A 14,208-nucleotide genomic window follows, 5' to 3' on the forward strand; every position below is an offset into this window, starting at 1 on the left:
CCCCTTACGGAACCACCCGATGTGGGTGGGTGCTGCAAAGCGCGCTTTATAGGCCTTTGCCATCAACTTGTCATTCATTTGTGCCTATCGCAGCGTTGTGCCCAGCATGTCTCAGATCGATCAAAGTCAGCGTTTCCTGTTCGACAACACCGATGTTCGCGGTGAGCTGGTGGAGCTGGAACGCAGCTTCGCCGAGGTGCTGGCCAAGCATCCCTATCCGCAGCCGGTCGCCCAGCTGCTGGGGGAAATGCTAGCTGCCGCCGCGCTGTTATGCGGCACCCTCAAGTTCGACGGCCTGCTGGTGTTGCAGGCGCGCTCCAGTGGCGCCGTGCCGCTGCTGATGGTGGAGTGTTCCAGTGATCGCGAAGTGCGCGGCCTGGCCCGCTACGACGCCGACGCCATTGGCGATACCGCCGGCCTCGCCGAGCTGATGCCCCATGGTGTGCTGACCCTCACCGTCGATCCGAAGAACGGCAAGCGCTACCAGGGCATCGTGCCGCTGGAAGGCGCGACCCTGGCCGAGTGCCTGTCGACCTACTTCGCCACCTCCGAACAGCTGCCGACCCGCTTCTGGCTCAACGCCGACAGCCGTCGCGCCCGCGGCCTGCTGCTGCAGCAGCTGCCGGCCGACCGCCAGCGCGACGCGGAGTCGCGCGAAGCGGCCTGGCAGCACGTCACCACGCTGGCCGATACCCTCACCGCCGAAGAGCTGCTGGGCCTGGACAACGCCACCGTGCTGCACCGCCTGTACCACGAGGACGACGTGCGCCTGTTCGAGCCGCAGCCGCTGGTGTTCCGCTGCAGTTGCTCGCGGGAACGCTCGGCCAATGCGCTGGTCAGTCTTGGGCAGGAAGACGCCGAGCGCCTGCTGGCCGAGGAGGATGGCGAGATCGTCATCGACTGCCAGTTCTGCAACCAGCGCTATCGCTTCGACGGCTCCGACGTTGCCCAGCTGTTCTCGGGTGGCGGAAGCCAGACACCGTCAGAAACCCGCCATTGACCGCATCGATTTGTCCGATAGCCGAACCAATGGCGCTCTCGCCAGATCAGAGGCTGCACGAGAACAGTTCTTTTCTGGCATAATCCCGCGACTTTTTTCCGCGGTAGTGGGAATTAGAAGTCACTACGCAATGTTTGGAGGACTCGGCTTCGGCCGACGGGGACCCACATGACGCAAGCCAATAAAGCCGTTTACACCGACATCAGCGTTGCCCAACTGGTCGAGGAAGCCATTCGCCGCGGCGAAGGCGAACTCGCCGACAACGGCTCGCTGGTCGTACGTACCGGCCACCGCACCGGCCGCTCGCCTGCCGACCGTTTCATCGTCGAAGAGCCGGGCAGCAAGGATTCCATCGCTTGGGGCGCCATCAACCGTCCGTTCCCGGCCGACAAGTTCGATGCCCTGTGGGACCGTGTCCAGGCCTTCAACAACGCCCAGGACCACTTCGTATCCCACGTCCATGTAGGCTCGGCCCACGACCACTACCTGGCCGTGAAGATGACCACCGCCACCGCCTGGCAGAACCTGTTCGGCCGTGCCCTGTTCATCGAGCCCGAGCAGTACAACCCGGCCGGCCGCGAAGAGTGGCAGGTCCTCAACGTCGCCAACTTCGAATGCGTGCCCGAGCGTGACGGCACCAACTCCGATGGCTGCGTGATCCTCAACTTCGCCCAGAAGAAGGTGCTGATCGCTGGCATGCGCTATGCCGGTGAGATGAAGAAGGCCATGTTCGGCGTGCAGAACTACCTGCTGCCGGAAAAAGACGTGCTGCCGATGCACTGCGCCGCCAACATCGGCGAAGCCGGCGACGTGACCCTGTTCTTCGGTCTGTCGGGCACCGGCAAGACCACCCTGTCCGCCGACGAAAGCCGCTACCTGATCGGCGACGACGAGCACGGCTGGGGCGAAGGCGTTGTGTTCAACATCGAAGGCGGTTGCTACGCCAAGTGCATCGACCTGTCCGAGAAGAACGAGCCGGTCATCTGGAAAGCCATCAAGTTCGGCGCCGTGCTGGAGAACGTCGTCCTCGACGAGAACCGCACCCCGGACTACGCCGATGACAGCCTGACCCAGAACTCCCGCGCGGCCTACCCGCTGGAGAACGTCGAGAAGCGTTCCGAGAAGAACCTCGGCGGCGAACCCAACGCCGTGATCTTCCTGACCTGCGACCTGACCGGCGTTCTGCCGCCGGTGTCGATCCTGAACAACGAGCAGGCGGCCTACCACTTCCTGTCCGGCTACACCGCGCTGGTCGGTTCCACCGAAATGGGTTCGGGCGGCGGCATCAAGTCGACCTTCTCCACCTGCTTCGGCGCGCCGTTCTTCCCGCGCCCGGCCGGCGTCTACGCCGAGCTGCTGATCAAGCGCATCAAGGCCTTCGGCTCCAAGGTCTACCTGGTCAACACCGGCTGGACCGGCGGTGGCTACGGTGTTGGCAAGCGCTTCAACATCCCGACCACCCGTGGCGTGATCGCTGCCATCCAGAGCGGTGCTCTGATCGGCGCCGAGACCGAGCACCTGGACATCATCAACCTGGACGTGCCCAAGGCCGTTCCGGGCGTCGAGACCGTCCTGCTCAACCCGCGCAACACCTGGGAAGACAAGGCTGCCTACGACGAAGCCGCCAAGGGCCTGGCCAGCAAGTTCATCGAGAACTTCAAGAAGTTCGACGTCAGCGACGCCATCAAGAACGCCGGCCCGCAGCTGTAAGCGAGCCCGTTCTGCGAAAGAGCCGCCTTCGGGCGGCTTTTTCATGGGTGCCGCTTTTTGTAGGAGCGAGCTTGCTCGCGAACCGGAGGTGGGCTGTTCGCGAGCAAGGGCTAGGCGCCCCCCCTCGGTCCTACAATGGACGCTCCTAGGCTCACGGGATCGTCCATGACAGGCAAAGGAGTTAACCCCATGCACGACACCCTCGAACGTGTCTTCGGCTTCCGCCATTTCCGCCCCGGCCAGGAGGCGGCGGTCAGCGCGGTGCTGGCCGGACGCTCGGCGGCGGCGATCTTCCCCACGGGGTCCGGCAAGTCACTGTGCTACCAGTTGCCGGCGTTGCTGCTGCCGCACCTGACCCTGGTGGTCTCGCCGCTGCTGGCGCTGATGCAGGACCAGCTCGCCTTCCTCGCCCGTCATGGCATCGCCGCCGCCAGCATCGACTCCGCGCAGAGCCGCGAGCAGACCGCGCAGACCATGGCCCGTGCGCGCAGTGGTGAGCTGAAGGTGCTGATGATCTCGGTGGAGCGTCTGAAGAACGAGCGCTTCCGAAACTTCATCAGCGAGGTGCCGATTTCCTTGCTGGTGGTGGACGAGGCGCACTGCATTTCCGAATGGGGCCACAACTTCCGCCCCGATTACCTGAAGCTGCCGGACTACCAGAAGCAGTTCCGCATTCCCCAGGTGCTGCTGCTCACCGCCACGGCCACTCCAGCGGTGATCGCCGACATGCGCGCCAAGTTCGCCATCGCCGAGACCGACGTGGTCACCACTGGTTTCTACCGCGCCAACCTCGACCTGCAGGTGGAGCCGGTAGCCAGTGCTGACCGCCGCGCACGGCTGGTGAAATGGTTGCGCGAGCGCCCGGATAAGCCGGCCATCGTCTACGTCACCCAGCAGAAGACCGCCGAGGAAATCTCTGCGCACCTGGCCGAACGCGGCATCCCCGCTTGCGCCTACCACGCCGGAATGGAGCATCCCGAGCGCGAAGGCATCCAGCGCCGCTTCATGGAGGGCCGGCTGAACTGCATCGTCGCCACCATCGCCTTCGGCATGGGCATCGACAAGAGCAACATCCGCCAGGTGGTGCACTATGACCTGCCCAAGTCGCTGGAGAACTACAGCCAGGAAATCGGCCGCGCCGGGCGCGACGGCCAGCGTTCGGAATGCCTGGTGCTGGCCAATCGCGACAGCCTCAACGTGCTGGAGAACTTCGTCTACGGCGACACGCCCGAACGCGAAGGCATCCGTAACGTGCTGGAGGAAATCCGCCTGGCACCCAATGGCCAGTGGGAAACCATGCTGGTGCCGCTGTCGGACCAGTCCAACATTCGCCAGCTACCCCTCAAGACGCTGCTGGTGCAGCTGGAGCTACGCGGCATCATCGCACCACGCTTCGCCTATTTCGCCGAATATCGCTACAAACTGTTGATTGATTCCCACGAGCTTCTGGGGCATTTCGCGGGCGAGCGACGGCAGTTCGTCGAAGCCATCCTCGCCACCTCGGCCCGCGCCCGAACCTGGGCGACCCTAGACTTCGACACCCTCTACAGCCGCCATGGCGCCGAGCGCGCGCGGGTGGTAAAGGCGCTGGACTACTTCCAGGAGCGCGGTTGGGTCGAGCTGGAAAGCAAGCAGATGACCGAGGCCTACTCGGTGCGCGACGCGTCCTTCTCGGTGGATAACCTGAGCGAAGAGCTGCACCGCTACTTCAAGCGCCACGAAGAGAGCGAGATCGCCCGCATCGGCGCCATGCTCGAGCTGCTGGGCAGCGAGGAGTGCCTGAGCTGGCGCCTGGCCCGGTACTTCGGCGACCAGCAGGCGCCGCGTCGCTGCGGGCACTGCTCGGTTTGCGCCGGCCGCGTCGCCCGACTGCCGGAGCCGCCCGCGTTGCCGCCGCTGGACGGCCGGTCGCTGCACGACCGCTGCGCCGCCTTCCTGGAAAAATACCGTAGCGCCCGTGGCTCAGAGCCCAGCGCCGACTGCATCACCCGCTTCCTCTGCGGCATCAGTGTGCCGGCTTTCACCCGCCTGCGCGCCCGCACGCTGCCGGGCTACGCGACGCTGGAGGACTACCCCTACGCCCAGGTGCGCGACTGGGTGCAGGCGCAACTGTGATCGCCTGAATACGGCGGGGCCACGCACGACTAAAGGTCGGCGTGATGCCGGCAGGGCTGCTTGTAGGGTGAGGGGAGGAAATTCCTCCTAGACTCACCAGGCACTGCCTGCCTACCGGCCGAGGAGCCCCCGCATGTCCGTCGAGCACCTGGATGTACTGATCATCGGCGCCGGCCTGTCCGGCATTGGCGCCGCCTGTCACCTGCAGAAGCAGTGTCCCGGCAAGTCCTACGCCATCCTCGAAGGCCGCAAGGCCATGGGCGGTACCTGGGACCTGTTCCGCTACCCCGGCATCCGCTCCGACTCGGACATGTACACCCTGGGCTACAACTTCAAGCCCTGGACGGACCCCAAGGCCATCGCCGATGGCCCGTCGATCCTCAGCTACATCCGCGAGACCGCCCGCGAGTACCGTGTCGAGGACAAGGTGCGCTACCGCCACCGCGTGCTCAAGGCCGACTGGGACAGTGCGAGTGCGCGCTGGAACCTCACCGTGCAGTGCGGCGACGAGGACGAGCCGGTGCGCATGAGTGCGCAATTCCTCTTCATGTGCACCGGCTACTACCGCTACGACGCCGGCTACACCCCGGACTTCCCCGGGCGCGAGAGCTTCGCCGGGCAGGTCATCCACCCGCAGCTGTGGCCTGAGCATTTCGACTACAGCGGCAAGCGCATCGTGGTGATCGGCAGCGGCGCCACCGCCGTCACGCTGATCCCCTCGCTGACCGACAAGGCCGCCCACGTCACCATGCTGCAGCGCTCGCCGTCCTACGTGATCACGTTGCCGGCGAAGGACCCGATCTCCAACTTCCTGCGCCACTTCCTGCCGGAGAGGTGGGTGTACCGCCAGGCGCGGGCGCGCAACGTGACCATGCAGATGATCTTCTTCATGGCCTCCAAGGCGTTCCCCGGCGCGGTGCGCAAACTCATGCTCAAGCTGGCCAGCCTGCAGCTGGGCAAGGATTTCGACATGCGCCACTTCAGCCCGCGCTACAAACCGTGGGATGAGCGCGTGTGCTGCGTGCCTGACGGAGACCTGTTCAAGGCGCTGCGCCAGGGCCGCGCCTCGGTGGTCACCGACCATATCGAGCGCTTCACCGAGAAAGGCATCCTGCTCAAGTCCGGGCAGGTGCTGGAAGCGGACGTGATCGTCACCGCCACCGGGCTGGACCTGGTGATGTTCGGCGGTGCGGAACTGGCCATCGATGGCAAGCCCTTCGACGTCACCCAGAGCATGGGCTACCGCGGCATCATGCTGCGCGACCTGCCCAACCTCGCCGCCATCGTCGGCTACACCAACGCCAGCTGGACGCTCAAGGCCGACCTTTCCAGTGAATACTTCTGTCGCCTGATCAACCACCTCGACGCCATCGGCATGCGCCAGTGCACGCCGCGCCAGACGCACGGTTCTGTGAAGGAAGAGCCCTTCCTCAACCTCAACTCCGGCTACATCCAGCGCGCCGCCGACCGCATGCCCAAGCAGGGCGACCGCACGCCTTGGAAGCTCTACCAGAACTACGCGCTGGACCTCGCCCTGCTGCGCTTCGGCAAGGTCGAGGATGGTTACCTGAGCTTCACCTCGCCCAAGCAGCGCCAGGCCGCAACGGCACCGGTGGAGGCGCTGGAGAGCTGATCGCCGCGACAGCGCCCGAGGTGGCGGGCGCCGTTTCATCGACAGTCTGGATAGACATTATCGATACGCCGCTCTGCAACGGAGCGTCCTCCCGGCTTACCATGCGCGCCATTCCCGCCCATGCCAGCCAGAGGATTTTTCCATGCTGATCGAAGATGCCATCCGCAGCCGCCGTTCCATTCGTGGTTTCGACACTTCCTACGTGATGAGCCGCGAGGAGAAGGACGACCTGCTGCAGCAGGCGCTGCTCGCGCCCACCTCCTTCAACCTGCAGCACGTGCGTCTGGTGGAAGTCAGCGATCCGCAGTTGCGTGCACAAATTCGCGAAGCCGGCTGGGACCAAGTGCAGATGACCGACGCCTCGATGCTGGTGATCGTCTGCGCGCAGGTCGACAGCTGGGAGAAGAACGCCGAACGCGTGTGGGACGGCGCTGCGGCTGAAGTGAAGAACTACATGGTCGGCGCCATCGACGGCTACTACAGAGGCAAGCCGCAGACCCAGCGCGACGAAGCCATGCGCAGCAGTGGCCTGGTGGCCCAGACCCTGATGCTCGCCGCCCGTGGCCGTGGCCTGGACAGCGTTCCCATGGTCGGCTTCGACTTCGACGCCGTGGGCAAGCTGATCAACCTGCCGGCCAACCATGTGATCGGCCTGATGATCGCCGTGGGCAAGCAGGCAGTGGAGGCCAAGCCGCGCATCGGCCGCCTGCCGCTGGAAGAGACGATCATCCGCGATCGCTTCTGAGCCACACGAAACGCGCCTCCGGGCGCGTTTTTTTTGCGCTCCTGCAGGTGGGGTCGCCTACTCGTTCACCTCGGCGCCGCCTCCACAATCCGCTCCACCAGCCATTGCAACGCCGCCTCCCGCTCGCGCTGGGCGAGGTACACCAGCTCCAGGTGGAACTGCCCCACGTCGAACGGCAGCTCCAGTACCTGCAGCGGCAACAACCCCGCGAAATACGTCGCCAGCCGCGTCGGCAGTACCGTCAGCAGGTCGGTGGTCGCCACCAGGTGCGCCGCCTGCAGGTAGTTGGGCGTGGTGTAGGCGATCTGCCGCTTCAGCCCCTGGCTGCCCAGCCACTGGTCGACCATGCCCTTGGTCTGCCCGCCGGAAACCCACAGATGCCGCTGGCTGAGGAAGGTATCGAGGTCGATCCGGCCGTCCACCTGCGGATGCCCGCGCCGGGCCAGCAGGCGCAGCGTTTCGCTGGCCCAGGGCCGACGCTGGAAACGCGCCGGCAACTCCTCGAAGCGACCCAGCACCAGGTCGAGATTGCCCTTGTCCAGCGCCTCGGCCGGCAGCGTCGGCGCCAGGTGCTGGATGGCCAGGCTCATCCCCGGCGCCGCGCTGCCCAGACGTTCGAGCAGGTGCGGCATGCACAGCGCTTCCACATAGTCGGTCAACGCCAGGGTGAAGCGCTGGCGGCTGCGCGCCGGGTCGAAGATGTCGCCGCCGGCCAGGCTCTGGCCGATGCGCTGCAGGGCGTCGCGGATCGGCGCTTCCAGCTCCAGTGCCCGCGGCGTCGGCTGCATCGCACGGCCCACGCGCACCAGCAGCGGATCATCGAGCAGTTCGCGCAGGCGGTTGAGCGCGTTGCTCACCGCCGGCTGGCTCAGCGACAGGCGCTCCGCCGCACGGGAGACGTTGCGTTCGCGCAGCAGCGCATCCAGCACCCGCAGCAGGTTGAGGTCGAAGGTATTCATATTCATCGGCTGAATGCCACTTATCACAACTCAAAATTTCAAAAATAGTACCGCCTTCCCTAAGGTGAGTGGTCTTCAAACGAGCGTTTCAGGCTGACAAGAGGAACAACATGAGCCAGAACATCCGCATCGCCAGCGCCGCCGTCATCGGCGCCGGCACCATGGGCCGGGGCATTGCCATGTGCCTGGCGAACGCCGGCGTGCAGGTCCTGTGGCTGGACAACAACCCGCAGATGCTGACCCAGGCCCTCGGCGCCGTGGCCGATACCTACGCCCACAACGTGCGCCAGGGTCGCATCGACGAGGCCGAAGCCGCCCGTCGCCGCGCGCGCATCTCCCAGGTGGCGAACTATGCGGCGATCCGCGAGGTGGACCTGGTGATCGAGGCGGTGTACGAGAACCTCGAGCTCAAGCAGTCGATCTTCCGCGAGCTGGATGCGGCGCTGAAACCCTCTGCCATTCTCGCTTCCAATACCTCCTACCTGGACGTCGATGCGATTGCCGCGGTGACTTCACGGCCGTCCCAGGTTCTGGGCCTGCACTTCTTCAGCCCGGCGCACATCATGAAGCTGCTGGAGATCGTGCGCGGCGCGAAGACCGCCCCCGCCGTGCTCGACGCGGCGCTGGAACTGGGTGAGCGCATGGGCAAGGTCAGCGTGGTGGCCGGCAACTGCCACGGCTTCATCGGCAACCGCATGCTGGAGAAGTACGTCCAGGAGTCGCGCCGGCTGATCCTCGAAGGCTCGCTGCCGCACCAGGTGGACGCAGCGATCCAGGCCTTCGGCTTCGCCATGGGGCCGTTCCGCATGTTCGACGTGGTCGGCATCGACCTCGAATGGCGCGCCCGCGAGCTGGCCGGCAAGGGCCAGGACGCCCCGACCGTGCAGGTGGACAACCGGCTGTGCGAGATGGGCCGCTTCGGCCAGAAGACCGGCAATGGCTTCTACCACTACGAACCCGGCAGCCGCCAGGCCGAGCACGACCCGGAAGTCGACGCCCTGGTGGTGCGCGAATCCGAACGCCTGGGCTATGTGCGCCGCGACATCGGCGACGAGGAAATCCTCGAGCGCTGCCTGCTGGCCCTGGTCAACGAAGGCGCGAAGATCCTCGATGAAGGCATCGCCTCCACCCCCTTCGACATCGACACCGTTTACCTCAATGGTTATGGCTTCCCCAAGGACAAGTCCGGCCCAATGGCCTGGGCTGATGCCCAGGGCCTGCAGAGCGTGCTGGCGCGCCTGCGTGACCTGGCCGGCGAGCACGGTGCGCACTGGCAGCCGGCCGCGCTGATCGAGCGCCTGGCCGCCGCCAATGGCCACTTCGCCGACGTCAAACAGGAGCCCTTCGCATGAGTTACCAGGCACCGCTGCGCGACATGCGCTTCGTCCTCCACGAACTGTTCGACGTCAGCGCCCATTGCGAGCTGCTGGGCAACGGCCTCGATCGCGAGCTGATCGACGGCGTGCTGGAAGAGGGCGCGCGCTACACCGGCGAGGTGGTCGCGCCGCTCAACCGCAACAGCGATGAGCAGGGCGCGACTCTGCAGGGTGGCGAAGTCACCACCCCGGACGGCTTCCGCGAGGCGTACCAGCAGTACTGCGACAACGGCTGGGCAAGCATGACCGGGCCGACCGAGTTCGGCGGCCAGGGCTTCCCGCAGATGGTCGCGGCGAACTTCCACGAGATGCTGATGGCGGCGTCGCTGTCCTTCCGTGTCTACTCCGGCCTGACCGAGGGCGCGGTGCTGGCGTTGTACACGCACGGCAGCGAGGACCTGAAGCGCGACTACCTGGCGAAGATGGTCAGCGGTGTGTGGACCGGCACCATGTGCCTCACCGAACCCCAGGCCGGCACCGACCTTGCCCTGCTGCGCACCCGTGCCGAACCGCAGGCCGACGGCAGCTATCAGGTCAGCGGCAGCAAGATCTTCATCAGCGGCGGTGAGCAGGACCTCTCCGAGAACATCGTCCACCTGGTACTGGCGCGTCTGCCCGACGCACCGGCTGGAGTGAAGGGCATCAGCCTGTTCCTGGTGCCCAAGTTCATCGCCAACGCCGACGGCACGCCGGGCGCGCGCAACTCTCTGAGCTGCGGCGCCCTCGAGCACAAGATGGGCATCAAGGGCGCGTCCACCTGCGTGATGAACTTCGACGGCGCCACCGGCTGGCTGATCGGCCAGGCCAACCAGGGCCTGGCGTGCATGTTCACCATGATGAACGATGCGCGCTTCCAGGTCGGCCTGCAGGGCCTGGGCATCGCCGAGCGTTCCTGCCAGGGCGCGCTGGCCTACGCCCGCGAGCGCCTGCAATCGCGCGCGCTGACCGGCCCGGCGGAGCCGTCCAAGGCTGCCGACCCGATCATCTTCCACCCCGACGTGCGGCGCATGCTGCTGACCCAGAAGACCCTCACTGAAGGCTGCCGGATGATCGCCGCGCTCTGCGCCCGCGAGCTGGACCTGGAGCACGGCCATCCCGAGGCCGAGGCGCGCAAGGCCGCGAGCAAGCGCGCGGCGCTGCTGATCCCCATCGTGAAGTCGTTCTTCACCGACGTCGGCCAGGAGGTGTCCAGCCTCGGCGTGCAGGTCTACGGCGGCCACGGCTACATCCGCGAGTGGGGCATGGAGCAACTGATGCGCGACAGCCGCATCACGCAGATCTACGAAGGCACCAACGGCATCCAGGCGCTCGACCTGATCCGCCGAAAGCTGCTGGGCGACGGTGGTGCGGAGTTGAGCGCGCTGATCGGCGAACTGGCGGCTGTCTGCGAAACCATCAGTGCGCGCACTGAACTGGCGGGCCTGGCGGAAACCGTGCGCCAACGCCTGCAGGAGTGGCGCAGCCTCACCAGCGAAGTGATCGCCGCCTGCCAGCGCGACCCGCAGGAAATCGGTGCTACTTCGGTGGACTTCCTTCAGTACTGCTCCTACGTGCTGCTCGCCGGACTCTGGGTGCAGGCTGCCGGCGTGGCCCAGGCGAAGCTGGCGGCCGGCGAGGGCGACGCGGACTTCTACCGCGCCAAGCTCGCCAGCGCCGAGTTCTACGTCAAGCGCATCCTGCCGCGCGCCAGCATGCACCGCGAGGCGCTGCTGGGCGGCGCGGACTGCCTGATGGGGTTGGACGCAGAGCACTTTGCGTTCTGATGGGTTGAGGTAAAGAAAAACGCCGCGCCGGGGGACCGGGGCGGCGTTTTTTCTTTGCAGGTTTGGCGTTGGGCGTTCCCTCTCCCTAACCCTCTCCCTGAAGGGAGAGGGGATATCCGAGTGAGGCGAACTTGCTTACATCACCGGCGAGCACAGCGAGTTCCTTTCGCTCCGAACGGCTCCCTCTCCCTTTGGAGCGGGGCGCGCAGCCAGGGCTGGGAAGAGGGGTTCTTGCTCGCGAAAGTACGGCTCAAGCCCGCTCCCACACCTCGAACGCATAGGCCGGCGTTTCGCCTTCCGCGCCGTGCTCGATGCTCGACGCCAGGTGCCACTGGCTTTCGTTCACTTCCGGGAAGTGCGCATCGCCGTCCGGGCTCAGGCCCACGCGGGTCAGGTACAGGCGGTCGGCGCGGCCCAGGGCTTCACCGTAAAGCTGCGCACCGCCGATCAGCATCAGTTCCTCGGCTTCCTCTTCCTTGGCCCATTGCGCGGCGCGCTCCAAGGCGGCATCGAGGCTGGTGAAGACCTCCGCGCCTTCGAGCTTCAGACCGGCCTGGCGGGTGACCACGATATTCAGCCGACCCGGCAGCGGGCGGCCCAGCGAGTCCCAGGTCTTGCGCCCCATGATCACTGGCTTGCCCAGGGTCATGGCCTTGAAGTGCTTGAGGTCCTGCGGCAGGTGCCAGGGCAGGCGGTTGTCGACGCCGATCACGCGGTTCTCGGCAAGGGCGGCGATCATCGCCAGGGGCAGGGCTTCGGACATCGTGACTCCAGTGGTGAACATCAGCGGGAACTCCCGTTGCCAGAGGATACCAGTCGCACCTCCCCGGTGGGACCGGAGGGCGGAACGCGCATGAAGAAGGTGCCGTCTTCGTTGACCTGGGTGATGCCGGTGGCCAGCACCTTGCGATAGTCCTTGAGGTTGAAGGCCAGCGTCTGGTCCTGCTGCTCGGCCTTGAGCAGCACCTGGGAATAGGTGATGAGGATCTCGAAGATCTTCAGGTCGCCCGACTGCAGCCAGATGTACGACTGCCCGGCCTGGCGCGGCGGTTCGAAGGCCAGCGAGGTGGCGCCCGGCTTGGGCGCAAACTTCAGGTGCAGGCCCTTGGCGTCCAGCCAACTGGATTCGACACGCCCGCCGATGCCCACCAGCGGGAAGACCTGGTGGTAGTTCAGGTGCATCACGTTGTCCTGCAGCACCGCGCCGGGGCGCTCCAGGGTCACCAGCGAATCCAGGCGCAGGCCCACCAAGCTCATGGCGCCATAGCTGGGCACGCCGAGTACCTTCACGCTGTCGGGCTGGTAGTCGAGGTTGTCGCCGTCGAGCTTCACCGTGCCGGAGAGCTTGAGCGGCAGCCAGGGCCCGACGCCCAGCGGCTGCACCTCGCCGGAAACCAGCAGGCGGTCGCCTTCGACGCTGAGCGTGAAGTCGCGCAGCATGGTTTCCGGGTAGGCGAGGATGTGCTGGTTGAACAGGCTGCCGAGCTGCTCGGGGCTGAGGATCACCTCGCCCTCGGAGACATTGATGCGCATATCCTGCGGGCGGTCGAAGTCGATTGGCTCGCCGGCCTTGAGCGGCACCAGCCAGCCCTTGAGCTGCGGGCTGTGGAAGCCGATGTCGCCCTGGAAGTACATGTCCACGTTGTTCAGCAGGATGCCCACGCCGTCCTGGCCGGAGTCACGCAGCCCGCCCGGCCGGCTGGCCTTGAAATCCGGCGCCGGCGGCGTCTGCTGGAACCAGCCCTGGCGCAGCACGCCCAGTTCGCGCTGCTGCTTGTCGATGGCGCTCTCGGCCGCGGCCTGGCCGGCCAGCGCGAGGCAGAGCAGGGAAGCGAGGAGGGTTTTCATAGGGCTTTCTCCTCCGGAGCGGGTGCTTTAACCGGCGAGACGGCGATGTGCACCATGCCGTCTTCGCGCAGGCGGATTTCGCCGTACTGCAGCTGGCGGCGGTAGTCGTAGAGGTTGAACAGCAGCGGTGCGTCGGGGCTCAGGCTGGTGAACAGCGCGTAGGCCTTCACCAGGATGGTCCGCGCCATCTTGATGTCGCCGCCCTCGATGAACATGTAGCTCTGTGGCGCCTTTAGCTGCGGCCATTTCAGCTCGGCCAGGTCGCTGCCCAGCAGCAGATCCATGCCGCCGTCGGCCAGCGCGAGGCGGCGCACGGTGAAGTCCAGGCGCGGCGGCGGGAACAGGCCGTCGAGGTCGACCAGGATGCGGTTGCCGATCAGTTGCATGTGTGCGGTGTGCAGCTGCAGCACCTCGGACATCTCGATGGACGCGGCGGTCAGTGAAGGCGTGACGTCCACGCCGTCGACGAAGATCCGCTGCGGCACCAGCGCCACCTTCAGTGGCCCGGCCTGCTCGATCCCGGTGACCATCCGCAGCGGCCGCCAGCGGCCCTTGCGCAGCAGTTCGCCGTGGACTTCCTGGCCGTCGGCGCGGGTGCTGAGCTTGAGATTGCGCACCGGTGCGTTGGCGTTGCGCAGCTCCTCGTTGAGCAGGCTGGCGAGGGTGGCGTCGGCGACGAAGATATCCCCGGCCTGGATGCGCGCGACCATGGACTTCGGGTCGTCGAGCATCAGCGGCGTGCTGCTGCCTGCTACCGGGCTCATCTGGATCAGCATCCTGCGGATGAAGAAGCCGATGTCGTCATGCAGGCGGAAGTCGGTCTGGCTGATCCACAGTTGCGAGGTGTTGCTGGCGGACTGCCGCGCGCTGACGTCGGCGCCCAGCTGGCGCGGCGGCACCGCCTGCATCAGCGGGGTGTCCGGGCCCCAGTCGGAGGGGCGCACCGGTGGCGTTTCCACGGCCGCCGCGGTGGCGGCGACGAACAGCAGGGGCACGGCACTGAGCAGCGAGCGCAGCATGGCGAGGCCTCATTGTTGTAGTTATCTGCTGAGTCTGAGG

At 66.1% G+C, this 14,208-nt stretch carries 11 protein-coding genes; 7 read left to right on the forward strand and 4 right to left on the reverse strand.

Annotated features, from left to right (window positions below; all coding sequences use genetic code 11):
* Window positions 1-106: 106 nt before the first annotated feature.
* From hslO to C167_RS0124075, 5 genes are all read left to right on the forward strand, one after another.
* Entirely contained in the window at window positions 107-1,000 is an 894-nt protein-coding gene (gene hslO, locus C167_RS0124055; RefSeq protein WP_017520865.1) for an Hsp33 family molecular chaperone HslO, read from the forward strand.
* Window positions 1,001-1,168: 168 nt separating this feature from the next.
* Complete coding sequence (locus C167_RS0124060; protein ID WP_017520866.1) at window positions 1,169-2,710, forward strand: phosphoenolpyruvate carboxykinase; 1,542 nt, start codon at window positions 1,169-1,171, stop codon at window positions 2,708-2,710.
* 189 nt (window positions 2,711-2,899) lie between these two features.
* Complete coding sequence (locus tag C167_RS0124065; protein ID WP_017520867.1) at window positions 2,900-4,825, forward strand: RecQ family ATP-dependent DNA helicase; 1,926 nt, start codon at window positions 2,900-2,902, stop codon at window positions 4,823-4,825.
* Window positions 4,826-4,958: 133 nt separating this feature from the next.
* Window positions 4,959-6,458, forward strand: coding sequence for a flavin-containing monooxygenase (locus tag C167_RS0124070; protein WP_017520868.1), 1,500 nt, complete (start codon window positions 4,959-4,961; stop codon window positions 6,456-6,458).
* Between the two features lie 142 nt (window positions 6,459-6,600).
* Window positions 6,601-7,203, forward strand: coding sequence for a nitroreductase family protein (locus tag C167_RS0124075; protein WP_017520869.1), 603 nt, complete (start codon window positions 6,601-6,603; stop codon window positions 7,201-7,203).
* 65 nt (window positions 7,204-7,268) lie between these two features.
* Here the strand turns inward: C167_RS0124075 and C167_RS0124080 are convergent, their stop codons facing one another.
* Complete coding sequence (locus C167_RS0124080) at window positions 7,269-8,168, reverse strand: LysR family transcriptional regulator (protein ID WP_026079243.1); 900 nt, start codon at window positions 8,166-8,168, stop codon at window positions 7,269-7,271.
* A gap of 104 nt (window positions 8,169-8,272) precedes the next feature.
* On the opposite strand from C167_RS0124080, the gene C167_RS0124085 reads away from it, so the two are divergent.
* Together C167_RS0124085 and C167_RS0124090 are read left to right on the forward strand one after the other, a co-directional pair.
* Window positions 8,273-9,514, forward strand: coding sequence for a 3-hydroxyacyl-CoA dehydrogenase (locus C167_RS0124085; protein ID WP_017520871.1), 1,242 nt, complete (start codon window positions 8,273-8,275; stop codon window positions 9,512-9,514).
* Entirely contained in the window at window positions 9,511-11,301 is a 1,791-nt protein-coding gene (locus C167_RS0124090; RefSeq protein WP_017520872.1) for an acyl-CoA dehydrogenase C-terminal domain-containing protein, read from the forward strand. Before C167_RS0124085 ends, C167_RS0124090 begins: the two co-directional genes overlap by 4 nt.
* Before the next feature lie 250 nt (window positions 11,302-11,551).
* Here the strand turns inward: C167_RS0124090 and C167_RS0124095 are convergent, their stop codons facing one another.
* From C167_RS0124095 to C167_RS0124105, 3 genes are read right to left on the reverse strand one after another with little or no spacing between them, the layout of a single operon-like run.
* A complete protein-coding gene (locus C167_RS0124095; RefSeq protein ID WP_017520873.1) occupies window positions 11,552-12,064 on the reverse strand; it encodes a dihydrofolate reductase in 513 nt (170 codons plus the stop codon).
* Between the two features lie 20 nt (window positions 12,065-12,084).
* Window positions 12,085-13,149: a hypothetical protein gene (locus tag C167_RS0124100; protein WP_017520874.1), complete on the reverse strand. Its 1,065-nt coding sequence runs from the start codon at window positions 13,147-13,149 to the stop codon at window positions 12,085-12,087.
* A complete protein-coding gene (locus tag C167_RS0124105) occupies window positions 13,146-14,168 on the reverse strand; it encodes a hypothetical protein (RefSeq protein ID WP_017520875.1) in 1,023 nt (340 codons plus the stop codon). Before C167_RS0124105 ends, C167_RS0124100 begins: the two co-directional genes overlap by 4 nt.
* Between the last annotated feature and the right edge of the window lie 40 nt (window positions 14,169-14,208).

The organism is Pseudomonas nitroreducens TX1, from assembly GCF_000313755.1.
GTDB lineage: Bacteria > Pseudomonadota > Gammaproteobacteria > Pseudomonadales > Pseudomonadaceae > Pseudomonas > Pseudomonas nitroreducens_A.